The following is a 24,258-nucleotide window of genomic DNA, read 5'->3' as shown; positions in this document are numbered from 1 at the left end:
GTCCTTATTTCCGATGGCCGGCAACGCGCGGACGGGTGTAATGGTCAATTAACGGCACGCAAATGTTGCTAAGCAACACGGCAAAAGCCACCCCATCAGGATAATTGCCGTGAAAACGGATTAAATACAACAGGCTTCCCACTAAGGCGCCGAACACCAGTTTGCCACGAGGTGTGATGGAGGCGGTAACAGGATCGGTGGCAATAAAAAACGCACCGAACATCATGGCGCCACTAAATAATTGGCTCACCGTGCTTAAGTGCCCGCTACTTGAAAATAATTCGGTTAAAAGACTCAATACGGCAAAACTGCCTAACATGGCGACGGGAATGTGCCAGTGAATGACTTTTTTTAGAATTAGAAAGATTCCACCAAGCAAAAAGGCCAAGTTAATTTGCCACCAACCATGTGCAAGCTCCCAACCGTTTTGCATGAAAATCGGTAATTTCACTAAGTCGTAATAAGCCACATCAATGTTGCTATCCGAAGCGAGGGTAGAATAAAATAACTTGCCGGTATCTAGCGGCGTGGCTTGTGTAATACCGTCAATAGAAGCGGTTAATTGGTGCAAGCTGAAACCATCGGTGGTTAAACCGCTAAAAATCAGTTGAGAGGCATCGGCAAAGGTTGGTGGTTCCGCTAAAAGTTGAATGGCCGGCATCCACGTTGTCATTTGTAACGGGAACGACGTGAGCAGCACCACATACCCTACCATAGCAGGATTGAAGGGATTTTGTCCCAAGCCGCCATAAACATGTTTGCCTAAAATCACCGCGCAAAATGTGCCGATGAGAATGATCCAATAAGGCGCATAAGGCGGAATGGCCACGGCGAGAATAAGTGCGGTCAAAATTACGCTAAAATCGGAAATGTAAGCAAAAGTTGATTTTTTACGCAAAAATGTCACCAATAATTCCAACGCCAAAGCAAAACTGATTGCCAATGCAGATTGAATAAGCACACCAAAGCCAAAGTAGTACACCTGCAGTCCAATTGCAGGAAGCATGGCAAACATCACCCAAAGCATAATTCGCATGGTGAGCTTTCCCGAATGGGTATGAGGTGAGCTTATCATCTTAAACATTTATTGTTCCTTAATGCTGTTCATTTTGTTGAGCTTGCTGCGCCGCTTTCTTGGCTTTCGCACGAGCGATAGCGGCGGCAATGGCAGCTTTGCGTGGATCCGTTTCCGCTGTATTTTCATCGGCGTTTTTATTCATAAGCTCACTTGTTCGCTTATTAACCCCTTCGGGGCCGTTGGCAGAGCCAACGTTCAAAAAACGTTGTTTTTTGTCAACCGCACTTTCTGTGGTTTTAGGCTCGGCTGATGTTACGGATTCGTCTTGTTGCGCCGCTTTCTTCGCTTTAGCACGAGCGATAGCCGCGGCAATGGCGGCTTTGCGTGGATCGGCTTCCGCTGTATTTTCATCAGAGTTTTTATTCATAAGCTCACTTGTTCGCTTATTCACCCCTTCGGGGCCGTTGGCAGAGCCAACGTTCAAAAAACGTTGTTTTTTGTCAACCGCACTTTCTGTGGTTTTAGGCTCGGCTGATGCTACGGATTCGTCTTGTTTTGCCGCTTTCTTAGCTTTCGCACGAGCGATAGCCGCGGCAATGGCGGCTTTGCGTGGATCCGTTTCCGCTGTATTTTCATCAGAGTTTTTATTCATAAGCTCACTTGTTCGCTTATTCACCCCTTCGGGGCCGTTGGCAGAGCCAACGTTCAAAAAACGTTGTTTTTTGTCAACCGCACTTTCTGTGGTTTTAGGCTCGGCTGATGCTACGGATTCGTCTTGTTGCGCTGCTTTCTTCTCTTTTGCGCGAGCGATAGCCGCGGCAATGGCAGCTTTGCGTGGATCCGTTTCCACTGTATTTTCATCGGCGTTTTTCACCGCACTTTCTATCGTTTTAGGCTCGATAGTGGTTGTGGGTGCGCCTTGCTGTGCGACTTTTTTGGCTTTTGCACGGGCAAGGGCAGCCGCCACAGCCGCTTTTTTATCTTCAAGTGTGGTCGTTTTTGTACTTGTAAATCCTGAAGATTTGCTCTCTTCTTCGGAACCGTTGGCAACGCCAACGTTCAAAAAGCCTTGCTTGTTGTCAGATGTTTTTTCTGTTTCCTGAGAGGATGAATGTTCTGCCTGACGGGCTAATCGACGGGCTTTGCGTTGCGCCATGATGTCGCTGTTATCCGGCAGTACTTGTCCTTTTTCATCAACGATAGTTTTCACTTCACTTTGATCGATCTTAGGTGTTTCGGCTTTTTTCGCTTTTAAGCGTTCCAATGCGGCGGCAACCGGATCCTCGCCGTTTTGTTGCGCGAGTTCTTCTCGGCGTGCTGCAGCGGCACGTTGCGAGCGTTGTTTCCGTTCTTGTTCTTCTCGTTCTAAACGGGCTTGACGTTGTTCAAAGCGAATTTTTGCTTCTTCCGCCAATTTGGCTTTGTGTTTGATTTCCCAAATTTTCGCTTTTTCTTGACGGAAATATTGAATAAGTGGAATGTGGCTTGGGCAAACATAGGCGCAAATACCGCATTCAATACAATCTTTTAATGAATATTCTTCCGCTTTTTCGTGATCTTCACTGCGGGCAAACCAATAAAGTTGTTGCGGCATGAGTTTCACCGGGCAAGCGTCGGAGCAGGCGGAACAACGGATACAGCTTTTTTCTTCTTCCGGTGGTGCGTATTCAAAATGATCCGGTGCTAATAAACAGTTGCTGACTTTTGTTAACGGCGCATTTAAATCAGGCAGAATAAAGCCCATCATCGGGCCCCCCATAAAGACGGGAAAGCGCTCATCATATTGATAATCCGCTTGTTGCAATAAATGATAAATCGGCGTGCCGAAACGCGCCCAATAATTGCCTTTGTGTGGAATTTTATCACCGGTGAGGGTGACCACGCGTTCAATGAGCGGCTCATCGTTAATGACGGCGCGTTTTACCGCAAAGGCGGTTCCTACGTTTTGCATGAGCACGCCAATGCTGGAAGAACGCTGACCGCTCGGCACTTCCATGCCGGTCAGCACTTGGATTAATTGTTTAGCGGCGCCGGACGGGTATTTGGTCGGGATTATACGGATTTCAATATCATTGGCGCCATGTAATGCGCGTTCTAAGGCCGACACGGCTTCAAGTTTATTGTCTTCTACGGCAATCACCACTTTTTCAGGGCGTAAAATGTAACGAATAATTCGTATGCCTTCAATAATTTCATCGGCATAATCACGCATTAAACGATCGTCACAGGTGATGTAAGGCTCACATTCTGCGCCATTGATAATCAGTAACTTAACTTGTTTTTCTGCCGAATGAATTTTGGCCGCCGTTGGGAATACGGCGCCGCCAAGGCCTGCAATGCCTGCCTGATAAATTTTTTCGACTAATTGTTCCGGTGTTTGGGTGAGAAAATCGTCCATTGGGTTTTGCTCACGCCACTGATCCAAACCATCGGCTTTAATGTGCACGCTAATCTCGGGCAAGCCGGATGGATGTGCGGCAACATAGGGGAACACATCAATTACCGTGCCGGAGGTCGGTGCATGAACAGGCAGGGAACTCAGACCGTCACCTTGTGTGAGCGGTTGACCTTTTAGCACATGATCACCACGTTTTACCAATACACTTCCGGCACTTCCCGTATGTTGTTTAATTGGCACATAGAAATCTTGTGGTAACGGCAGAGTAGAGATCGGCTTCTTGTTGGATTGGGATTTCATGTCCGGCGGGTGAATGCCACCGTCGAATTCCCAAAGTTTGCCACTATTGAAACGGGTTAATACATCAGCCATTTATTTGCCCACCACAATTTTTTTCTCGGCCGATGTGGTATCAACAATCGGAATCACTAAATTAGGATCAAATTTCCAATCCCAGGTATCAATATTTTTTTCTACTTTAATCATGGAAATACAACTAGTTGGGCAAGGCGCAACGCAAAGTTCGCAGCCGGTACATAAATCGGGAATAATAGTGTGCATAGCTTTGTTGCTACCAATAATCGCATCTACCGGACAGGCTTGAATACACTTGGTACAGCCGATACACATATCCTCGTGAATAAACGCGACTTTCGGGGCAGGATCTTCTGCTAAATCTTCTGTTTCCGGCGGTTCAACACCAAGTAATTCGGCGATTTTGATGACCGTCGGTCTGCCGCCCGGAATACATTTGGTAATCACATCACCGTTAGCGATGGCTTCTGCGTAGGGTTTACACCCGGGGTAACCACATTGACCGCATTGGCTTTGTGGCAAAATAGCGTCGATTTTCTCTACGATAGGATCTGCCTCGACCTTCAACTTTACTGACGCAAATCCCAAAATCGCACCGAAAATCAATGCGAGTACAACAATGGCAAGGAGAACATAGTAGAACGTGGTCATTATAGTTTTACCAACCCGGTAAAGCCCATGAAAGCAAGCGACATTAACCCCGCCGTAATTAAGGCAATGGAGGCGCCGCGAAACGGCATTGGTACACTGGCGGCAACTAAACGTTCACGCAAGGCGGCAAATAACACCAATACCAACGCAAAACCTGCCGATGCACCGAATCCATAAGCCACGGATTCCGTTAAATTATGAGCGAGGTTGACGTTTAATAACGCCACGCCTAACACGGCGCAGTTGGTGGTAATTAATGGTAAGAAAATGCCCAATAAGCGATATAACGTCGGGCTGGTTTTATTGATGACCATTTCGGTAAACTGCACTACCACGGCAATCACTAAAATAAAGACTAAAGTGCGCAAAAAGGTTGCATTTAACGGGGCGAGAATATAGTGATCTACTAAATAGGAACAAAGCGCCGCCACAGTCAGTACAAAGTTCGTTGCTAGCCCCATACCGATTGCGGTTTCAATTTTTTTGGAAACACCCATAAACGGGCAAAGCCCGAGGAATTTGACCAACACAAAGTTGTTAATCAGCGCCGTGCCAATGATCAGTAAAATATAATGTGTCATAGAGTTCGATTCGTTTGCGTAAGCCGTATATTATCGCTATTTCCGTCTTTAAGAACAATAAAAAAATAAGTGCAAATTATGAACAAATTTTACCAAAAACTACCGCACTTTTTTATCCACCGAAAAGTGTATTTTGAAAGTGTGGTTGATTTTTTTGAGTGAATTAGACTTCTTCCACTAAACATTGGGAGAGATCAAGGTGTTGAAATTGGAAGCCATGGGCGAGGAGATTTTGTGGAATCAATTTTTGGCTGTCGAGCAATAAGCAGGCGCGTTCACCGAGCATGAATTTGAGTAGGAAGGCCGGTACGGTGGCGAAATGCGGGCGTTTGAGAATGATGCCCAATATTTTATTGAATTTGGTATTACGCACGGCGTGTGGTGCAGCAAAATTGAAAGGACCATTGCAGGCAACGTTTTCCAATAAAAATAAAATGCCGTTTACCATGTCCGTTAAGGAAATCCAGCCCCAATATTGTTGACCGGAACCTAGTTTGCCTCCAAGACCGCAGCGATATAACGGCAACATTTTAGCTAGCGCCCCACCTTGGCGGGCTAGTACTAAACCGGTACGAACAACGCAGACGCGTGTGTTAGCTTTTAACGCGGCGGCTTCCCAATGTTGGCAAAGTTGGGCGGCAAAATTATTGGCGGGAGAGGTGTTTTCATCAATGGACTGTTCTCCGCAATCTCCGTAGTAGCCGGTTGCCGAGCCGGAAATAAAACAGACCGGCGGTTCATCGCTTTGGTTGATGAGTTGTGTCAGTTTTTCCGTTAAAGAAATACGGCTGGATTCTAACCGCACTTTTTGTTTGTTCGTCCAACGACGGTCGAAAATCGGCTCACCGGCCAAATTAATCACCGCGTCAAATTGATTAAAATGCTGAAAATAATCCAGCGTATTGATCAGTTCAACCACATGGGGGAGTTGCTGTTGCGCTTTTTCAATATTGCGCACCAGTGCGGTGATTTGGTGATTTTGAGAGAGTAGTTGAGGAATTAATGCGGTTCCGATAAAGCCGGTAGCACCGGTTATAAGAATTTTCATAATATTCCTCCGATAAAATTAAAGTGAATTATCAAATAATTGCTGAATTCTTTCTAAGAGAGTTTTGATATTCGTGCCTTTGGTTGGTGTAACGAAAATTGTATCGTCGCCGGCAATATTGCCCAAAATGCCTTCTTTTTTGCTGACTGAATCTAATAAGCGGGCGATTAATTGTGCTGCACCGGGACTGGTACGAATGACGATAAGCATGTCGTTATGATCAATATCTAACACCAAATCTTTTAATGAGCTACCGGTGTTTGGTACGCTTAAATCGCTTGGCAGACAATAGACCATTTCCATTCGCGTGTTGCGGGTGCGAACGGCACCAAATTTACTCAACATACGAGAAACTTTGGATTGGTTAATGGTATGAAAACCGAGTTTTTGCAATTCGGTGACGATCTCGCTTTGTGAACCGAATTTTTCTTGACGCAGTAAATCTCGGAAAGTTTTGGTTAAATTGTCCGCAGTGTCATTTAACATGATTTCTTCTCTTGTTTGATTTAGATGCAGAAATTTTGCATAAAAATAGCAGATTTGGCAAATAATTATTATTTAGGCTTTGCAAAGTGCGGTCAGAAAAAATAATGTTTTTTTATTACTCAGTCTTGTCCCCTTCAATGTAAAGATCAATTAAAAATTTGAGTGAGATCTCACATTTGCATTTGCGGGTTTGAATTTACCTGTCGATAATCGTACAATCTTCTTTAGATTTTTTACTACCCATTTTTAATTATATTAAGGAGAACTCAATGAAAGTTGCAGTATTAGGTGCCGCAGGCGGTATCGGTCAAGCATTAGCGCTGTTGTTAAAATTACAGTTACCGGCAGGCTCCGAATTATCATTGTATGATATTGCCCCTGTTACCCCCGGTGTTGCTGCGGATGTCAGCCACATTCCGACCGCTGTCAAAGTGGAGGGTTTTGCCGGTGAAGATCCGATTCCTGCGCTAAAAGGCGCGGACGTGGTATTAATTTCTGCCGGTGTAGCGCGTAAACCGGGTATGGATCGTTCAGATCTATTCAATATTAACGCTGGCATCGTGCGTAATTTAATTGAAAAAATTGCTGTAACCTGCCCGAAAGCTTGTATCGGTATTATCACCAATCCGGTAAATACTACTGTGGCTATTGCTGCTGAAGTGTTGAAAAAAGCCGGTGTGTACGATAAACGTAAATTATTCGGTGTGACCACACTCGATGTGCTTCGTTCCGAAACTTTTGTTTCCGAGTTAAAAGGTCTAAATGCATACCGTACCGCAGTGCCAGTGATCGGCGGTCATTCTGGTGTAACTATTCTACCTTTATTATCTCAAGTGCAATATGTTGAATGGAAAGAGGAAGAAATCGAACCGTTAACCAAGCGTATTCAAAACGCTGGTACCGAAGTGGTGAATGCTAAAGCTGGTGGCGGTTCTGCAACCTTGTCCATGGCACAGGCTGCAGCTCGTTTTGCGAATGCTGTGGTACGCGGATTACAAGGTGAAACTGTGGTTGAATGTAGCTATGTAGAAGGCGATGGCAAATACGCCCGCTTCTTTGCCCAACCGGTTCGCTTTGGTAAAGAAGGTGTGGAAGAAATCCTGCCGATCGGCAAACTTAGCGCTTTCGAGCAACAAGCCTTAGATGCGATGTTGCCGACATTGCGTGCAGATATTGAATTAGGCGAAAAATTCGTTAATCCATAATTCAGCCAAAAATAAAAAATCCCCGTAGCCCTGAGGTTGTGGGGATTTTTTATAGGATACAAACAAAAAGTGCGGTCGAATTTGACCGCACTTTTATACTTTGTATACTTTGGAAAGCAGAAATTAATCCACTTTTACAATCCAGCCTTCAGGCGCCTCTATATCACCGAATTGAATGCCGGTGAGCTCGTCGTAAAGGCGTTTGGTGATTGGACCAACTTCAGTTTCTGAATAGAAAACGTGGAAGTCATCGCCATATTGAATGCCGCCGATAGGTGAAATAACTGCAGCAGTTCCGCACGCTCCGGCTTCGGCGAATTGATCTAATTCGTTGATATATACGTCACCTTCAATGGTTTCCATGCCCAAGCGTTCTTTTGCTAAATAGAGCAATGAGTATTTGGTGATACTTGGCAAAATGGATGGAGAAAGTGGCGTGATGAATTTGTTATCATGAGTTATGCCGAAAAAGTTTGCTGCACCCACTTCTTCAATTTTTGTGTGGGTTTTCGGATCAAGATAAATGGCATCGGCAAATTTGCGTTCTGCGGCAAGTTCGTGTGGTAATAAACTTGCGGCATAGTTTCCACCAACCTTAACGCCACCGGTACCGTGTGGTGCAGCGCGGTCATAATCAGTTACCAAGAAATTGGACGGTTTCATGCCGCCTTTGAAATAGGCGCCTACCGGGCAACAGAAAACACAGAAAATATATTCCGGTGCAGGGCGTACGCCAATATTTTCTCCTACGCCGATAACGAATGGTCGAAGATAAAGTGTAGCACCGGTGCCGTAAGGGGCAACCCAACGATCATTGGCTTTGACCACTTCTTTACACGCTCGAATAAATAATTCTGTCGGCACTTGTGGCATTAACAGGCGATCGCACGTGTTTTGCATACGTTTCGCGTTTTGATCCGGGCGGAAAAGGTTAATCGAACCGTCTTTGCAACGGTAGGCTTTTAAACCCTCGAAACATTGCTGACCATAATGCAGTGCAGTGGACCCTTCGTGAATGTGCAATGTGCTGTCAGTGGTTAATTCACCGCTATCCCATTTGCCGTCTTTCCAGCGGGCGATAAAACGATAATCTGTTTTGATATAACTAAATCCGAGATTTTTCCAATCAAGTAAGTCTGACATGGTTTTTCCTTATAACTATATTGTGATTTAAGTGATTTTTAATCTACACCATTCTCTAAGGATTTAAAATATTTTAATGAGAAGAATAAAATGAATTTTGGGAATAAGAGAGGCGTTGTTTTTTGAGTTTTGTGAGCTGAAGCAAGAAATAAGCGGATAACTATGATAAAATTTTCTATAAAAAACACCGCTCTTTGTGGAAGCGGTGTTTGGCGAAAAAGCCGAATATACAGGAAATGAAAATAGTAACTTTCGTTACTTTGCTTGGAAATTCCAAACAATATGCAAACACAACATCATACTTAATCCGAAAATCTTAACCAATAAGAAATACAGCTTCTTAAGTATGGTCTCATTTTATGGAGAAGTGTCGTGATAGACAAAAGAGATTTTTTAATTAGATTTATAAAAAAAAATAATCTGAATTTAATTCATTGTTAAATTATTACTCATTGGGAAAAAACATGTATAAACGTTTGCCACCTTTAAATTCACTGAAAGCATTTGAGTCTGCCGCTAGATTTTTGAGTTTTACCAAAGCAGCCAATGAGTTGTTTGTTACCCAAGCGGCAATTAGTCATCAAATCAAAATTTTGGAAGATTTTCTAGGCGTCGAATTATTTAAACGGAAAAATCGCGCCTTGGAATTAACGGAATTCGGTAAGGCTTATTATGTTGATATTACAAAAATCCTGCACCGTTTAGTAGAAGCTACTGATAAATTACTTTCCCTAAAATCTGATAAACACTTGACTATCAGTGTGCCGCAAACCTTTGGTATTCAATGGTTAGTACCGCGTTTAAGCGAATTTAATAAATTGCATCCCGACATTGAAGTACGTTTAAAAGGGGTAGATCAAGACGAAGGCCTACTTAGCCAAGATATCGACATTGCTATTTATTATGGTCGGGGGAATTGGGATAACTTGCAAGTGGATCGTTTGGTGGAAGAAAAACTACTTGTTTTGGCCGCGCCGAAATTACTTGCGGAAAAGCCGATTCATGATTATCAGGATTTGAAACATCACACGCTATTGCATATTCATACTCGTGATAACTGGCAGTACATGGCAGATTATTTGCTTTGCGATGAGTTGAATATTCAACAAGGTCCGATTTTTAGTCATACCTTTATGGCATTACAAGCTGCCATTCATGCCCAAGGCGTTGTATTGGCAAACCGAATATTGGCGCAACAAGAATTAGATAACGGCAATTTAGCTTTAGTATTTGATACCAATTTGCGTGATCCTAAATCATTTTATGTGGTGAATCATCTCGATAATAGCAGTGACGAGCGTATTATTGCGTTCCGAACTTGGATTATTCAAACTATGAACCAGGAAGAAAATAAATAATTAAATGAATAAGTTAGCTTTATATTGCCGCATGGGGTTTGAACGTGAAATGGCGGCGGAAATCACCGATAAAGCGGCCGAAAAAGGCGTATTTGGTTTTGCCCGCGTGATAGAAAATAGCGGTTATGTGATTTTTGAATGCTACCAGGCAGACGAAGCGGATTACTTAGCCCGCGAATTGGATTTTCAACAATTAATTTTTGCCCGTCAAATGTTGGCGGTTTCCGATTTATTAACGGATTTACCGCAGCAAGATCGTATTACGCCGATAGTGCAACAATATCAACAAATCGCAGATAAAATCGATTTAAAACAGAGCACGGAATTGTTGGTGGAAACAGCAAATACCAATGAAGCCAAAGAATTGCTTGGTTTTTGTCGTAAGTTTACGGTGCCGTTGCGTCAAGCCTTAAAAAAACAGGGCTGGCTGAGTGCGTCAAATCATGCAAAGTGCGGTCTGTTTTTACATCTTTTTTTCTTACGTAATAATGCTTGTTATGTTGGTTATTCTTACAACCATAACCATTCTGCCCATTTAATGGGCATTCAGCGCTTAAAATTTCCGGCAGATGCGCCAAGTCGGTCCACGTTAAAATTGGAAGAAGCCATTTTGACTTTTATTCCACGTCAAAAAGAAGCGGAATGGCTCAATGAAAATCAGTATGCCGTTGATCTAGGCGCTTGCCCGGGCGGTTGGACCTATCAACTGGTGAAACGTGGCTTGTTTGTGTATGCAGTGGATCACGGTAAAATGGCGGCAAGCCTGCATGAAACCGGTCGTATTGAACATTGTGCGGAGGACGGTTTTAAGTTTCAACCGCCAAAACGACAGAAAATCGATTGGTTGGTGTGTGATATGGTGGAAAAACCAAGTCGAATTGCCGAACTGATGACCAAGTGGTTATTGAATGGTTGGTGTCATAGCATGATTTTCAATTTAAAATTGCCGATGAAAAAGCGCTATGCAGAAGTACAGCAATGTTTGCAATATATCGCCGATAAGCTGACGCAACGCGGCTTAGCATTTCAGTTGAAAGCCAAGCATTTGTACCACGACCGAGAAGAAATCACGGTGTATTTACGTCTGTTATAAAATTTTTATTTTTTCTACCGCACTTTGCGTCAATACCTTGTAAAATAATCGTTCGACGATTTACCGCGCAAAGTGCGGTCATTTTTTTCGCTATTTATAAATGGGAGGCGAGATGCATTGTCCTTTTTGTTCCACAGAAGAAACCAAAGTGATTGATAGTCGTTTGGTGTCTGATGGTTTTCAGGTTCGCCGCCGTCGTGAGTGCGGGCAGTGCCACGAACGTTTTACGACTTTTGAAACGGCCGAATTAATTGTGCCGAAAATCATTAAAAATAACGGTAATCGAGAGCCTTTTAACGAAGACAAATTGCGCCGAGGCATTCAACATGCGCTCGAAAAACGTCCGGTTAGCTCTGATGATGTGGAAAAAGCTATTAGCCGTATTATTCACCAACTGCGCGCCACTGGCGAGCGTGAAGTGCCGAGTAAATTGGTTGGAACCTTGGTGATGGACGAGCTGAAAAATTTAGATAAAGTGGCTTATATTCGTTTTGCTTCCGTCTATTTAAGTTTTGATGATATTAATGAATTTAGCCAAGAAATTGAGAACTTAAAGGATCATAAATGACATCTCAATTTAGCCTAAAAGATGCCGAGTTTATGCAATTGGCGTTAGATTTAGCCAAACAAGGTGAGTTCACTGCTACACCGAATCCTGCGGTAGGTTGCGTGTTGGTTAAAAATGGTCAAATTATCGGTAAGGGTTTTCATGCCAAAGCGGGAGAACCCCATGCAGAGGTGATGGCATTGCGTGAGGCAGGTGAGAATGCCCGTGGAGCAACCGCCTATGTCACCCTTGAGCCTTGTGCCCATTACGGTCGAACCCCGCCTTGCGCCAAAGGTTTGGTGGATGCCGGTGTGCGGAATGTGATTGCCGCAATGTGTGATCCGAATCCGTTGGTGGCGGGTAAAGGGCTAGGAATTTTAGCCGATGCCGGCATTGAAAGTGCTGTGGGTTTATTAAAAGAAAATGCCGAGGAACTCAACAAAGGCTTCTTGAAACGTATGCGAACCGGTCGACCTTTCGTGCAGCTAAAATTAGCCATGAGTATTGATGGCAAAACGGCTATGGCAAATGGCGAAAGTAAGTGGATTACCGGCGCACAGGCGCGAGCAGATGTACAACAATATCGCGCGAAAGCCTCGGCAATTTTATCCACATCACAAACCGTGTTGGCAGATAATCCAAGCCTGAATGTGCGGTGGGCAGAATTACCGCAAGAGGTGCAAGCCTGTTATGCCGAGCAGCATTTGCGTCAGCCCGTACGGGTGATTTTGGATTCCGCCCATAAAGTGCGGTCGGATTTTAATTTGTTTTTAACGGATTCACCTGTTTGGTTGATAGGCAAGGATAAATTTCACTTAGATGGTTTTCCTGCGTCCACGGAATATTTACAATTAATCCCCAATCAGGTGGAAAGCCACTTACAGGCATTGATGAGCGAATTAGGTAAGCGCCAAATAAATACCTTTTGGGTAGAAGCCGGTGCGACCTTAGCCGGTGCGTTAATCGCAGAAAATTTGGTGGATGAATTGATTATTTATATGGCACCTAAATTATTAGGCGATCAGGCACGTGATTTATGTCATTTACCTAACTTAACTAAACTTGCCGATGCCCCATTGTGGGAATTACAATTATGCGAACCTGTCGGCAACGATCTTAAATTAATTTATATAAGAAAATGAGGAACAAATGTTAAAGAAAATTTTACATTCGGCAATTGTCGGCCTGGTGTCTGCTGCCGTGATACTCTTTGTTTTGCCGAAAATAACCGAGGAACCTGTTACACCTGAGGCGCAGATTGTCTCCTATAAAGATGCAGTGCGCATTGCCTCGCCGGCGGTCGTGAACGTATATAATCAAGCGTTTACATCTTCTTCTACACAGTTGCAAGTGAATAACTTGGGCTCCGGTGTGATTATGTCGAAAGATGGTTATATCTTAACCAATAAACACGTGATTCAAAATGCCGATCAAATTATAGTTGCATTACAAAACGGGAATATTTTTGATGCTGCATTAATTGGTTCCGATTCTTTAACGGATTTGGCCGTGTTAAAAATTAAAGCTGAAAATTTATCGACTATTCCGCAAAACCCAAGCCGCTCGGTTCATGTAGGCGATGTGGTGTTAGCCATCGGTAATCCATACAACTTAGGACAAAGCGTATCACAAGGGATTATTAGTGCCGTTGGCCGTAATGCTGTTGGAGAAGCGCTAGGACGTCAAAACTTTATTCAAACAGACGCACCTATTAACCGTGGTAATTCCGGTGGTGCGTTAATTAATTCTGCTGGTGAATTACTTGGTATCAGCACCTTGAGCATTGGTAAAAACTCTAATGAAATTGCTGAAGGCTTAAATTTTGCTATTCCGATTGATTTAGCTAGTGATGTGATGAAAAAAATTATCCGTGATGGTCGGGTGATTCGTGGTTATTTCGGGGTGCAAACAGATATTTTATTCAGCAATGGACAAGGCGCTTCCGACCAGGGGATTTTAATTACCAGCGTGATTCCTAATAGCCCGGCAGCTAAAGCAGGTTTGCAGTCGGGCGATGTGATTTTAAAAATCGATAGTAAAGAAGCCCGTTCACCAACGGAAATGATGAAATTTATTGCTGATGTGCGTCCAAATACAAAAGTGCAAGTAGAAATTTCCCGTTTAGGCAAAACTTATAAAATCCCGGTGGTGATTGAGGAATATACGTTTAATCAATAAGGTTGTGTGATGAAAGAGTTAAAGACTAGTCATTTTTTCGCTTGTTTGGATCGTTTAAGATTGATTCAGCGTTGGTCGTTAATGCGAAATATTGAACGGGAGAATCTAGCGGAGCACAGCTTGCAGGTTGCTTTTGTAGCACACGCGTTGGCATTGATTAAAAATAAATTTTATGGTGCCGCGTTAAACGCAGAGCGTGTTGCGGTATTGGCGATGTACCATGACACATCGGAAATTTTTACTGGAGATTTGCCGACGCCGATTAAATATTTTAACGATGAGATTACTCACGCTTATAAACAAATTGAAACGGCCGCTGAGTTGCATTTGATTAGTTTATTGCCGGAAGAATTACAGGCGGATTTTTTACCTTATTTGGATAGCCAATATTTTTCTGAAGAAGAGAAGCATATTGTGAAACAGGCCGATTTAATCTGCGCTTGTATTAAGGTGAAATTTGAACTGGAAAATGGCAATCAGGAGTTTAAATCAGCCAAAGTGCGGTTAGAAAATTTAATGGATCAATGGCACAGCCCTGAAATGGATTATTTCTTACATGTGTTTGTGCCGAGTTTCGGTAAGTCTATTGATGAAATTACATTATAGAATATTCATAAAATTCCCCGTAAACGAATAATTTACGGGGAATTTTTTTTACTTAAAAGTAGTACGTTGAATTAATAAAGTGTGGCAAGAATCACTTGCTCGGGATCGACTGATACCCAAACTTGTTGGTTCGGTTCCAAATGTTGATCTTTTGAGAGCGTCGCGCAAAATTCAATGTTGGAATCTTCTAACATTAATATGGCCTCACCTGCATCACCTTTGTCAGTGATGGATTTCACTGTTGCGCTAAATTGGTTGGCAAGGTTTCTTTTTTGTTTTTCGGTAATTTTTACCCAAGGTGCTTTAAACATCAGCATGACTTCTCTGTCAGATTCAAGTTTTAAACGCACCGCACTTTTTTCTGTAATGGACACCATAAGCGGTTTGGAAAAACCTTCTAGGGCAATATCCACAAAGCAGTGAACATCTTCAAAGCGTAATGTCTGTACTTTGCCGAAGAATTGATTACGCGCGCTGGATTGGAGTGAAAATCGTGCGGTGGCTGATAACAAGCTGTTGAGCGGGACTTTTTCATCGCGCAAAATATCAAAGGCTTTTTCTTGGGTTTGTTCCAACAAATCATAAAGCTGTAATAAGCGTTGCGCATAGACGGTTAATGCTGTGCCGCCACCATTTCTGCCGCCAATATTGCGTTCAAGTAACGGCTTCGGACTGATTTTGTTCATGGCTTCAAGGTGATCCCAGGCGCTTTTATAGCTGACTTTGGCATTTTTAGCTGCTTGGTTGATGGAACCGCATTTTTGAATTTCTTTTAATAAACGAATACGTTTAGGATCGGCGAAAAGTTGTTGTTTTAGTTTAATGGTAAGTAAAATTTCCGTGCCACGCATTTTTTTCTCTCCTACATTTTCAAATAAGTGTCCATCCTTGTAACACCTGTGAGTTATATGGGCGGTATCATACAATATTTTAGTAAGAATAAGAATGTTTCAACGCTAGCTTTTATTCTGCTTTTCAACATTTTATTGAATAAAATAATATTTTTTATATCGCCTTTACTTTTATTTTCGTTGTATAATTTGTAATATATATAACTTATTAGTCAACCAAAATGGAGTTTTTCTATGTTTAAATATTCAAAAATCGCTGCCGGCTTAGCTGTGGCTTGCTTGGCTTTCTCTCTTTCTGCGCAAGCGAAAGTGACTGTGTTTGCAGCGGCTTCAATGACCGACTCATTAAAGCAAGTTGCTGAAGATTACAAAAAAGTGAATCCCAAAGAGGAAATCGTATTTTCTTTTGCCTCTTCTTCAACCTTAGCGAAACAAATTGAAGAGGGCGCACCCGCCGATTTATTTATTTCCGCCAGCACCAAATGGATGAAATACCTTTCTGACAAAGGGTTAACCGTTAAAGAAACCGAAAAATTATTAGTGGGTAATGAACTTGTTTTAATTTCACAAAAAGACAGCAAATTACAAAACGTTGATATTGCGAAAGGCGAATGGATCAACCAATTAAAAGACTCTTATTTGTCTGTTGGTGACCCGGCTCACGTGCCAGCCGGTCAATACGCGGAAGAAGCGTTAACCAAATTAAACTTATGGGATAAAGTAAAAGACAAATTAGCCCGCGCCAAAGACGTTCGTGCGGCATTAGCCTTGGTTGAACGAGGCGAATCTCCATTAGGTATCGTGTATGCCACCGATGCGAAAGTGAGCAAAGAGGTGAAAGCAATCGGCGTATTCCCACAAGATTCTTACAAACCGGCTGATTATCCGGTTGCGATCTTAAAAGATCATAACAATGCAGAAACCCAAGCCTTCTTGAAATATCTAGAATCGCCTGAAGCGAAAAAAGTATTTGCGGATTACGGTTTCTCTGTAAAATAAGCAAACTAACTTTGACTCATTAAGCGTAGCCATTGTGCTACGCTTTGTTTATATAGGAAATTAAATTTTGCTTACACAGTTTCTGCTGTTATTAGGTTTGAGCCCATTAGAAATCGATGCCATTCGTCTGAGCTTGGAAGTCTCCGTCAGTGCCATTTTGTGGAGTTTGCCTTTTGCTATTTTAGTTGCATGGATTTTGGCTCGGAAAAATTTTTATGGTAAATCCATTGTGGGGGGGATTATTCATCTGCCTTTAGTTTTACCACCAGTCGTGATTGGTTATCTTTTGTTGGTTGCCATGGGACGCAATGGCTTTATCGGTAAATATTTGTATCAATGGTTCGGTTTAACCTTTGGATTTAGTTGGAAAGGTGCTGTGTTAGCTTCAGCGGTGGTGGCCTTTCCTTTGGTCGTACGTGCCATTCGATTATCGTTGGAAAATATCGACTTGAAATTAGAGCAGGCCGCCAGAACCCTTGGTGCGTCTGCTTGGCGGGTATTTCTCACGATCACCTTGCCTTTATCCTTACCGGGTATTTTAGCCGGAGTTGTGCTTGGTTTTGCCCGCTCTTTAGGGGAATTTGGCGCGACTATCACCTTTGTTTCCAATATTGCCGGTGAAACCCAAACTATTCCCTTGGCAATGTACTCTTTTATTCAAACACCGGGGGCGGAAGAACAAGCCGCACGTTTATGCGTTTTCGCCATCATATTATCGCTACTGTCATTATTATTATCGGAATGGCTGGCAAAACGAATGCAGAACAAATTAGGACAAAATAATGCTACACATTGATGTTAAAAAACAATTAGGCAATTTATCCCTGCAGGCAACGTTAGACATTCCATCCCAAGGCGTGACCGCACTTTTCGGGTTATCCGGCTCAGGTAAATCTTCGTTAATTAATTTGGTCAGTGGCTTAATTAATCCCGATGAAGGCTGTATTACATTAAACGACAATGTGTTATTTGATGCTGAGGAAGGGATTTGTTTGCCGCCTAACCAACGCAATATCGGTTATGTATTCCAAGACGCGCGATTGTTTCCTCATTACACCGTAAAAGGCAATTTGCGTTACGGCATGAGAAACACCAGCAAAGAAGAATTTGATTACATTGTAGAATTGCTTGGTATCGGTCATTTATTAAAGCGATATCCGATCACCTTATCCGGCGGTGAAAAACAGCGCGTGGCTATTGGGCGCGCATTATTGACAGATCCTGAAATTTTATTGATGGATGAGCCGCTTTCTGCGTTGGACTTACCGCGTAAACGGGAATTGCTCAATTATTTGGAACGCTTATCCAAAGAAATTAATATCCCGATTTTATACGTTACTCACAGCCTTGATGAATTATTGTGTCTTGCAGAACGGGTGGTTTTGTTAACGGATGGTAAAGTCGAATCCTATGATGTCTTGGAAGCGGTTTGGGACAGCCCTTTATTCTTGCCTTGGAAACAACAAAACCAACAAAGTGCGGTGCTTTCTTTGCCTGTTTTTTTGCATAATCCATCTTATAAAATGACCGCACTTACGCTAGGTGATCAACAGATTTGGGTCAATGCCTTGGCAGCCGAGGTGGATGAGTTTGTTCGGATTTGTATTCATAGTTCTGATGTTTCCATCACACTGACGAAGCCGGAAAAATCCAGTATTCGTAATATTCTTTATGGTCGGATCGTGAAAGTTCAAGAGCGGGATAATCAGGTCGAATTGCAGTTAGATATTGCCGGCAAGCACATTTGGGCAGGGATCAGTAAATGGGCATTTCAAGATTTGGCACTACGTCTTGGACAATTAGTATATATTCAAATTAAAGCTATTTCGGTCATGATCTCTTAATTCCACGCTGTAAACACATAAAAAAATAGCACCTCGATTAGTGCTATTTTTTGTATCAAAGTGCGATTAAAAAACGTAGTGAATTTTGACCGCACTTTATCATCAATTAACTGAACTTCTTGAAGACAGCCTTAGTAGGTTCACCTTTTTCTTCCCGCTCAACATCTTGTTCTAATACAGGAAGTACTTCTTCGCGGAACCATTTCGGGTGGTGTTTTTTCGCCCAACGAACAGTTACCCAACCTTCAACAATACCAGTAATAGAGCCTTTCACCCAGAATGCCATGTACATGTGCACTAAGATACCGGTGAACAACATAAAGGCACAGGCAGAATGTAGCAAAATGGCGATACGCAACACCGGAATAGAGAAGTGGTGCGAGAAGTATTGACGCCACATAATGATGCCGGAAGCCATTAAGGTGAACATGGCAAGGATCAATGTCCAGAAGAGCATTTTTTGACCCAAGTTATATTTACCGTTATCAGCAACAGCGTGCTCATTACCTTTTAAGACTTCAAGAACGCCCTTCATCCAACGAATATCGTTTTTCTCCGGAATGTTATGGTGCCAGTAGAGTGAACATAAGAACACAAAGGCAATAAACATTAAAATACCGGTGAACGGGTGAATTGCACGGGCAAGTTGTGGTGTACCAAGAATTTCCGTTAACCATGCAAAATCAGGGAAGAAGAACGCTACCCCGGTAAACATGGTTAAGAAGAAACTGATTACCAAGAACCAGTGACTTAGACGCGCTGGGAGTTTATGACGAATGATACGGGTATCATTGGTAATCTCAAGTTTACCTTTATTCATCTTTTTTGCCTCCCTCTACATCTTCAAATTCTTTGTGATGATCTTCTACATCTTCTTCCTCATTCGGACCTACGGTGAGATAGTGACCGATTTCGGCAAGTGCAAGACCACCCATTGCCACTGCAGCAACCGGTTTCAGAATGTCTTTCCATAAGGTAATGGTTGTGTCGATATGCGGATCTTTCGGAAGACCGGAATACAATTCAGGTTTATCTGCATGGTGTAATACATACATGACATGTGTACCGCCTACGCCTTCCGGATCGTAAAGACCTGCATTTTCATAGCCACGGGCTTTTAGATCGGCAATACGTTGTTCCGCATAGACCTTCATTTCTTCTTTGGAACCGAAACGAATTGCGCCGGTCGGACAAGTTTTCACACAAGCCGGTTCCTGACCTACAGAGACACGATCCACACAAAGGGTGCATTTATACACACGATTATCTTCTGGATTCATGCGTGGAATATTGAACGGGCAGCCAGCAATACAGTAACCGCAGCCGATACACTTGTCGGATTGGAAATCCACGATACCGTTGGCATATTGGATAATTGCACCCGGTGCCGGACAGGCTTTCAAACAGCCCGGTTCGGTACAGTGCATACAGCCATCTTTACGGATTAACCATTCTAAACGATCGTTTTCTTCTACTTCATTGAAGCGCATGACCGTCCAGGCTTTTGCATTAAGGTCAACAGGGTTGTCATAAATCCCTACGCATTGGGCATTGACATCAGAGCGGATGTCATTCCACTCCGAACAACCAATCTGACAGGCTTTGCAACCGATACAGGTCGTTACGTCAATGAGTTTTGCTACTTCAACTTTGTGATCACGCGCATGTGGTGCCGGTGTTAAACCGGAGGTTGCGGAGACCTTAATAATGTCTTGCGTTTGTACATCCATTGATCTCATCTTATGCTGCCTCCGCTACTTTTTCGATATTCACAAGGAAAGTCTTATATTCAGGGGTTTGTGTGACGGATTCCCCCCATGATGGCGTTAAGGTATTGGTGGAGAATCCACGGTTGCCTTTGCCATTTAATACTTTCATATTCCAGTGAATCGGGATACCTACATGGTGTACTGTTTTTCCGTCAACTTCCAACGCTTTCAAACGTTTTGTGACCACAGCAACAGCTTTGATATAGCCACGACGAGAAGTGATTTTCACCATGTCACCTTTTTGAATGCCTTTTTCTGCTGCTAATGCTTCACCAATTTCCACAAATTGTTGTGGTTGTGCGATGATGTTTAGAGCAGATTGCGCAGTCCAACTGTGGAAGTGTTCGGTTAAACGGTAAGTTGTCGCTACAAACGGGTATTCTTTATTTGAACCGATAAACTCACGGTCTTCTTTATAGATACGTACCGTTGGATCCGTCACAACATTTGGGTGTAACGGGTTAGTATCAATCGGACTTTCAATCGGTTCATAATGTTCCGGCACAGGTCCGCTATTGATTTTATCAACGGCGAATAAACGACCGACACCTTCGGCGGACATGATGAATGGACCGGTATCAGAACCCGGAGGCTGTGTACCGTAGTCGGCAATATCAAACCAGTTCCAGTTTTTACCGTTCCACTTGATTAATTGACGGTGTTTATCCCATGGATTACCGTTAATGTCTAAAGAAGCACGACTGTAAAGTATGCGACGGTTCGCAGGCCATGCAAAGCTCCAACCTAAATTACAACCTAAACCGGACGGATCAGAATTATCTCGATTTTCCGTTTGGTTGCCTTTTTCAGTCCATTGACCTACATAAATCCAGTTTCCGGAACTTGTCGTACCGTCATCACGCAAGTGTGCGAAGGCGTTGAGCAGTTGACCTTTCTTATACATCAGGTTGCCGTTAGCATCATATAGATCTTCTAAAGCGTAGCCGTTTAGCTCTTTAGCTAATTCTGCTGAAGATGGTGCATGAGGAATATCATAGCTCCATGTCATGGCTTCAAAAGACTCAATACCCCGACCGCCTTCTTTCTTATAAAGCTCATGCATTTCTTCACGGAGCATAGACAAAATCTCTACATCCGGTAACGCTTCACCCGGCTGGTCACAAGATTTTTGGTGCCATTGCACCCAACGACCGGAGTTAGCGATAGAGCCATCTTCCTCCGCAAAACAGGTGGTTGGTAAACGGAATACTTCAGTTTGGATTTTGGACGGATCTACGTCATTGGATTCCCCAAAGTTTTTCCAAAATTCGGAGCTTTCGGTTTGTAGTGGATCCATAATGATTAAGTATTTCAACTTACTCATACCGGCAACGGTTTTGTTTTTGTTCGGTAATGAGTTCAGTACGTTGAAACCTTGTAAAATCCAACCGTTCAATTCACCGTCATGCATCATTTTGACATGCGTAATTGGGTCATAGACGCGATCGACTTTTGGCAAGAAATCAAAACCCCAACTATTTTCTTTCATCGCTTTATCACCATAGAATGTCTTCATCATACTGATGAAGAATTTTGATGTATTGCGATAGTAGTTTGTTTGATTTGGCACGATATCTTTTGGCGTAATCGCATTGATGAATTGTTCGAATGACGTTTCTTTTTCTGTCGGCAAACGCATATAGCCAGGTAACATTGTCGGTAACAAGCCCATATCGGTTGTACCTTGAACGTTAGAGTGGCCGCGTAATGCGTTGATACCGCCACCCGGCATACCAATATTACCCAAGAGCAATTGGATCATCGCCATTGAGCGAATATTTTGTGTACCGATTGTGTGTTCGGTAAAGCCGAGCGCATATAAATGCGTCATGGTTTTATTCGGAGCAGAAGTTTTACCAATTTCTTCACAAATTTGTAAGAAGAGTTTTTGTTTTACACCGGTAACCTTTTCAACCATTTCCGGGGTGTAACGAGATACGTGTTCTTTTAATACGTTAATTACACAACGAGGGTGTTGTAACGTCATATCACGTTTGGCATTACCATTTTCATCAAATTGGTAGTTCCAAGTTGATTTATCATACTTACCTTTGGCCTCGTCAAATCCGGAGAATAAACCGTCTTCAAATTTATAGCCTTCATCCACCAAGAAGGATGCATTGGTATAGTGTTTAACGTATTCGTGTTGAATTTGATTGGTTTCCAGTAAGTAACGGATAACCCCCATTAAGAAGGCAATATCAGAACCGGAACGAATTGGGGCGTGAAGGTCAGCTACGGAAGCTGTACGATTGAAGCGCGGGTCAACCACGATGATTTTTGCACCGTTTTTCTTTGCTTCGATTGCCCAACGGAAGCCAACAGGGTGGGCTTCAGCAGGGTTACCGCCCTGAACAATAATAAGGTTGGCGTTTTTGATATCAACCCAGCTATTTGTCATGGCACCGCGACCAAATGATGGAGCAAGACTTGCTACCGTTGGTCCGTGTCAAGTATTCGCTTGGTTACATACCGGAAGCATCCCCAACATTCGAATCCACTTCTGGGTTAGCAGCGCGGCTTCATTACTGATTGCTGACGCTGTCATGATCCCTGTGGTTGTCCAACGGTTGACGATATTGCCTTCGGCATTTTTCTCAACAAAGTTGGCATCGCGGTCATCTTTCATCAAGCGGGCAATGCGTTTAATGGCATCTTTCCAAGAAATGCGCTCCCATTTATCAGAGCCCGGTGCACGATATTCCGGATATAAGGTCCGGCTTTCGCTATTTACGAAGTCTAAGGCAGCTGCACCTTTAGGGCATAAAGCACCACGGCTGATCGGATGATCAGGGTCGCCTTCAATATGGAATAATTTAGAACGGGTATTTGTAGCGGTGTGACCACTTAATGTGTTGGATGGCGTACCTGTACTGTACATCAACATACCGCAACTTACCGAGCAGTATGTACAGGTTTGACGAGACTCTTTCGCACGCAATAGTTTATATTCGCGTGGCGCAGCTAAGGCCGTAGCCGGAGCAAAGCCTAACATCGTAACCGATGTTCCTGCCATACCGCCGGCACAGACCTTGAAGAATTTTCTTCTACTGATCTGCATAAATACTCCCCACATCAACAAAATGGATTGTTGATTTCTATTTGATAGTTATAAATTCGTATTTGAGTAGATAATCTGGTGGTCGATTTTGTTAAAATAGTATTACAATTAAACGCAATCGATATAAAACCTAACGTGATATATAAATATTACTTACTTATTCGTTAGCGGGGCTAGAATACCTATTTTTTGTACAGAAATCTATAATCACTAATAATTAAAAAGGATAAAAAAGTTGAGCTGGATCACAAAAAGAACAATTAGTTTTATCAAAAAATTAACAAATACTAAACCAATAGGAAACAGCATTACAGTTTCCGAAAAACAGGATAGTTTGGCAAAAGAAGTTCCAGTTGCCTTGGTATATAATGGTATCTCCCACACAGTGATGATGTGTTCTCCGCGGGATCTAGACGATTTTGCCATGGGTTTTTCCCTTACGGAGGGCATTATCGATAAGCCAGCCGACATTTATGGCATTGATATTGAAGAGGTTTGTAATGGCATAGAAGCCAGAATTGAGTTGGCAACCCGCTGTTTTGTGGCATTGAAAGACCATCGGCGCACTTTAACCGGCCGTACCGGTTGTGGTATTTGTGGTGCGGAACAAATACAACAAGTCTATAAAAACATAGCAAAATTAGACCGCACTTTAACGGTTAATGCCGCCCAATTAGATTCTTGCTTGCAAAAATTATATGACGCACAAGAACTCGGTAAACAAACCGGCTCAACTCACGCGGCGGGGTTTTTCTCTATAGCAGGCGAGTTATTGGCGATTCGTGAAGATGTAGGACGCCATGTGGCATTAGACAAACTGCTTGGTTGGCATGCCAAAGCAGGAAAGCCTCGGGGGTTCGTATTGGTGACCAGTCGTGCCAGCTATGAAATGGTGCAAAAAACCGTTTCATGTGGCATTGAAATGCTTATTGCTATTTCCGCTGCAACGGACTTAGCCGTGCAAATGGCGGAGCAGTATGATTTAACCCTCGTTGGTTTCGCCAGAGAAGGGCGGGCAACGGTGTATAGCGGCAAAGAACGTTTGGCAATTTGTGATTGATTCTGCCTTAGTCTAAAATCATCTCGTGTATTTATTAGGCTTTCCTT

The 24,258-nt window shown here is 42.9% G+C and carries 22 protein-coding genes; 11 read left to right on the top strand and 11 right to left on the bottom strand.

Annotated features, from left to right (window positions below; translation table 11 throughout):
* Positions 1-4: 4 nt before the first annotated feature.
* From rsxD to argR, 6 genes are all read right to left on the bottom strand, one after another.
* On the bottom strand, positions 5-1,084 hold the full coding sequence (gene rsxD / locus EL144_RS09245) for an electron transport complex subunit RsxD (protein WP_032995215.1): 1,080 nt from the start codon (positions 1,082-1,084) through the stop codon (positions 5-7).
* Positions 1,085-1,094: 10 nt separating this feature from the next.
* Complete coding sequence (gene rsxC / locus EL144_RS09240; RefSeq protein ID WP_050332819.1) at positions 1,095-3,788, bottom strand: electron transport complex subunit RsxC; 2,694 nt, start codon at positions 3,786-3,788, stop codon at positions 1,095-1,097.
* Positions 3,789-4,382 carry an electron transport complex subunit RsxB gene (gene rsxB / locus EL144_RS09235; protein ID WP_005700849.1) on the bottom strand — a complete coding sequence of 198 codons (594 nt, stop codon included), beginning with the start codon at positions 4,380-4,382 and terminating at the stop codon, positions 3,789-3,791.
* Positions 4,382-4,963 (bottom strand): electron transport complex subunit RsxA, encoded by a 582-nt coding sequence (gene rsxA / locus EL144_RS09230; RefSeq protein WP_005704042.1) that lies wholly within the window; start codon positions 4,961-4,963, stop codon positions 4,382-4,384. The genes rsxB and rsxA overlap by 1 nt, the downstream gene beginning before the upstream one ends.
* A 163-nt stretch (positions 4,964-5,126) precedes the next feature.
* On the bottom strand, positions 5,127-6,011 hold the full coding sequence (locus EL144_RS09225; RefSeq protein WP_005704044.1) for a TIGR01777 family oxidoreductase: 885 nt from the start codon (positions 6,009-6,011) through the stop codon (positions 5,127-5,129).
* Positions 6,012-6,029: 18 nt separating this feature from the next.
* Positions 6,030-6,497, bottom strand: coding sequence for a transcriptional regulator ArgR (gene argR, locus EL144_RS09220; RefSeq protein ID WP_005704045.1), 468 nt, complete (start codon positions 6,495-6,497; stop codon positions 6,030-6,032).
* A 269-nt stretch (positions 6,498-6,766) separates the two neighbouring features.
* Here argR and mdh point away from each other — a divergent pair, with 269 nt between their 5' ends.
* Positions 6,767-7,702: a malate dehydrogenase gene (gene mdh / locus EL144_RS09215; protein ID WP_005704046.1), complete on the top strand. Its 936-nt coding sequence runs from the start codon at positions 6,767-6,769 to the stop codon at positions 7,700-7,702.
* A 123-nt stretch (positions 7,703-7,825) separates the two neighbouring features.
* Here mdh and EL144_RS09210 read toward each other — a convergent pair whose 3' ends face one another.
* On the bottom strand, positions 7,826-8,845 hold the full coding sequence (locus EL144_RS09210; RefSeq protein ID WP_005704047.1) for a branched-chain amino acid aminotransferase: 1,020 nt from the start codon (positions 8,843-8,845) through the stop codon (positions 7,826-7,828).
* A gap of 464 nt (positions 8,846-9,309) precedes the next feature.
* On the opposite strand from EL144_RS09210, the gene EL144_RS09200 reads away from it, so the two are divergent.
* The 6 genes from EL144_RS09200 (at position 9,310) to yfbR (ending at position 14,627) form a co-directional block, all read left to right on the top strand.
* The gene (locus tag EL144_RS09200; RefSeq protein ID WP_005704049.1) at positions 9,310-10,203 is read left to right on the top strand and encodes a transcriptional regulator GcvA; all 894 of its coding nucleotides are present in this window, start codon (positions 9,310-9,312) and stop codon (positions 10,201-10,203) included.
* Between the two features lie 4 nt (positions 10,204-10,207).
* Positions 10,208-11,296: a 23S rRNA (cytidine(2498)-2'-O)-methyltransferase RlmM gene (rlmM, locus tag EL144_RS09195; protein ID WP_005704051.1), complete on the top strand. Its 1,089-nt coding sequence runs from the start codon at positions 10,208-10,210 to the stop codon at positions 11,294-11,296.
* A gap of 112 nt (positions 11,297-11,408) precedes the next feature.
* Positions 11,409-11,864, top strand: a complete 456-nt coding sequence (gene nrdR / locus EL144_RS09190; protein WP_005700838.1) for a transcriptional regulator NrdR — start codon at positions 11,409-11,411, stop codon at positions 11,862-11,864.
* Positions 11,861-12,985 carry a bifunctional diaminohydroxyphosphoribosylaminopyrimidine deaminase/5-amino-6-(5-phosphoribosylamino)uracil reductase RibD gene (gene ribD / locus EL144_RS09185; protein ID WP_005704052.1) on the top strand — a complete coding sequence of 375 codons (1,125 nt, stop codon included), beginning with the start codon at positions 11,861-11,863 and terminating at the stop codon, positions 12,983-12,985. Before nrdR ends, ribD begins: the two co-directional genes overlap by 4 nt.
* 7 nt (positions 12,986-12,992) lie before the next feature.
* Positions 12,993-14,021 (top strand): outer membrane-stress sensor serine endopeptidase DegS, encoded by a 1,029-nt coding sequence (gene degS, locus EL144_RS09180; protein WP_005704053.1) that lies wholly within the window; start codon positions 12,993-12,995, stop codon positions 14,019-14,021.
* 9 nt (positions 14,022-14,030) lie between these two features.
* Positions 14,031-14,627 carry a 5'-deoxynucleotidase gene (gene yfbR, locus EL144_RS09175; protein WP_005704054.1) on the top strand — a complete coding sequence of 199 codons (597 nt, stop codon included), beginning with the start codon at positions 14,031-14,033 and terminating at the stop codon, positions 14,625-14,627.
* Between the two features lie 71 nt (positions 14,628-14,698).
* On the opposite strand, the gene EL144_RS09170 is transcribed toward yfbR, so the two are convergent.
* Positions 14,699-15,478 carry a TOBE domain-containing protein gene (locus EL144_RS09170; RefSeq protein ID WP_005704055.1) on the bottom strand — a complete coding sequence of 260 codons (780 nt, stop codon included), beginning with the start codon at positions 15,476-15,478 and terminating at the stop codon, positions 14,699-14,701.
* Between the two features lie 234 nt (positions 15,479-15,712).
* Here EL144_RS09170 and modA point away from each other — a divergent pair, with 234 nt between their 5' ends.
* From modA to modC, 3 genes are all read left to right on the top strand, one after another.
* The gene (gene modA / locus EL144_RS09165; protein ID WP_005704056.1) at positions 15,713-16,477 is read left to right on the top strand and encodes a molybdate ABC transporter substrate-binding protein; all 765 of its coding nucleotides are present in this window, start codon (positions 15,713-15,715) and stop codon (positions 16,475-16,477) included.
* A 67-nt stretch (positions 16,478-16,544) separates the two neighbouring features.
* Positions 16,545-17,273 carry a molybdate ABC transporter permease subunit gene (modB, locus tag EL144_RS09160; RefSeq protein WP_032995219.1) on the top strand — a complete coding sequence of 243 codons (729 nt, stop codon included), beginning with the start codon at positions 16,545-16,547 and terminating at the stop codon, positions 17,271-17,273.
* Positions 17,260-18,321 (top strand): molybdenum ABC transporter ATP-binding protein ModC, encoded by a 1,062-nt coding sequence (gene modC / locus EL144_RS09155; RefSeq protein ID WP_005704058.1) that lies wholly within the window; start codon positions 17,260-17,262, stop codon positions 18,319-18,321. The genes modB and modC overlap by 14 nt, the downstream gene beginning before the upstream one ends.
* A gap of 106 nt (positions 18,322-18,427) precedes the next feature.
* Here modC and EL144_RS09150 read toward each other — a convergent pair whose 3' ends face one another.
* The 3 genes from EL144_RS09150 to fdnG are packed head-to-tail and all read right to left on the bottom strand — an operon-like array spanning position 18,428 to position 23,151.
* Complete coding sequence (locus EL144_RS09150) at positions 18,428-19,141, bottom strand: formate dehydrogenase subunit gamma (RefSeq protein WP_005700830.1); 714 nt, start codon at positions 19,139-19,141, stop codon at positions 18,428-18,430.
* Entirely contained in the window at positions 19,134-20,060 is a 927-nt protein-coding gene (gene fdxH, locus EL144_RS09145; protein ID WP_032995221.1) for a formate dehydrogenase subunit beta, read from the bottom strand. The genes EL144_RS09150 and fdxH overlap by 8 nt, the downstream gene beginning before the upstream one ends.
* Before the next feature lies 1 nt (position 20,061).
* Positions 20,062-23,151 carry a formate dehydrogenase-N subunit alpha gene (fdnG, locus tag EL144_RS09140; protein ID WP_151212339.1) on the bottom strand — a complete coding sequence of 1,030 codons (3,090 nt, stop codon included), beginning with the start codon at positions 23,149-23,151 and terminating at the stop codon, positions 20,062-20,064.
* 235 nt (positions 23,152-23,386) lie between these two features.
* On the opposite strand from fdnG, the gene fdhD reads away from it, so the two are divergent.
* Positions 23,387-24,211, top strand: a complete 825-nt coding sequence (gene fdhD, locus EL144_RS09130) for a formate dehydrogenase accessory sulfurtransferase FdhD (protein ID WP_005704063.1) — start codon at positions 23,387-23,389, stop codon at positions 24,209-24,211.
* Positions 24,212-24,258 lie beyond the last annotated feature (47 nt).

It is taken from the genome of Aggregatibacter aphrophilus ATCC 33389, assembly GCF_900636915.1.
Lineage (GTDB): Bacteria > Pseudomonadota > Gammaproteobacteria > Enterobacterales > Pasteurellaceae > Aggregatibacter > Aggregatibacter aphrophilus.
The sequence above is the reverse complement of the archived record's forward strand: the minus strand, read 5'-3'. Positions and strand labels throughout refer to the sequence as shown.

Bases quoted from the DNA above. Each gene is read 5' to 3' on its own strand.
- mdh (WP_005704046.1), top strand. From the start codon at position 6,767: ATGAAAGTTGCAGTATTAGGTGCCGCAGGCGGTATCGGTCAAGCATTA.
- modA (WP_005704056.1), top strand. From the start codon at position 15,713: ATGTTTAAATATTCAAAAATCGCTGCCGGCTTAGCTGTGGCTTGCTTG.
- rsxA (WP_005704042.1), bottom strand. From the start codon at position 4,963: ATGACACATTATATTTTACTGATCATTGGCACGGCGCTGATTAACAAC.
- rsxB (WP_005700849.1), bottom strand. From the start codon at position 4,382: ATGACCACGTTCTACTATGTTCTCCTTGCCATTGTTGTACTCGCATTG.
- EL144_RS09170 (WP_005704055.1), bottom strand. From the start codon at position 15,478: ATGCGTGGCACGGAAATTTTACTTACCATTAAACTAAAACAACAACTT.
- rlmM (WP_005704051.1), top strand. From the start codon at position 10,208: ATGAATAAGTTAGCTTTATATTGCCGCATGGGGTTTGAACGTGAAATG.
- EL144_RS09225 (WP_005704044.1), bottom strand. From the start codon at position 6,011: ATGAAAATTCTTATAACCGGTGCTACCGGCTTTATCGGAACCGCATTA.
- degS (WP_005704053.1), top strand. From the start codon at position 12,993: ATGTTAAAGAAAATTTTACATTCGGCAATTGTCGGCCTGGTGTCTGCT.
- EL144_RS09150 (WP_005700830.1), bottom strand. From the start codon at position 19,141: ATGAATAAAGGTAAACTTGAGATTACCAATGATACCCGTATCATTCGT.
- modC (WP_005704058.1), top strand. From the start codon at position 17,260: ATGCTACACATTGATGTTAAAAAACAATTAGGCAATTTATCCCTGCAG.
- EL144_RS09210 (WP_005704047.1), bottom strand. From the start codon at position 8,845: ATGTCAGACTTACTTGATTGGAAAAATCTCGGATTTAGTTATATCAAA.
- rsxC (WP_050332819.1), bottom strand. From the start codon at position 3,788: ATGGCTGATGTATTAACCCGTTTCAATAGTGGCAAACTTTGGGAATTC.
- nrdR (WP_005700838.1), top strand. From the start codon at position 11,409: ATGCATTGTCCTTTTTGTTCCACAGAAGAAACCAAAGTGATTGATAGT.
- ribD (WP_005704052.1), top strand. From the start codon at position 11,861: ATGACATCTCAATTTAGCCTAAAAGATGCCGAGTTTATGCAATTGGCG.
- yfbR (WP_005704054.1), top strand. From the start codon at position 14,031: ATGAAAGAGTTAAAGACTAGTCATTTTTTCGCTTGTTTGGATCGTTTA.
- rsxD (WP_032995215.1), bottom strand. From the start codon at position 1,084: ATGTTTAAGATGATAAGCTCACCTCATACCCATTCGGGAAAGCTCACC.
- fdxH (WP_032995221.1), bottom strand. From the start codon at position 20,060: ATGAGATCAATGGATGTACAAACGCAAGACATTATTAAGGTCTCCGCA.
- argR (WP_005704045.1), bottom strand. From the start codon at position 6,497: ATGTTAAATGACACTGCGGACAATTTAACCAAAACTTTCCGAGATTTA.
- EL144_RS09200 (WP_005704049.1), top strand. From the start codon at position 9,310: ATGTATAAACGTTTGCCACCTTTAAATTCACTGAAAGCATTTGAGTCT.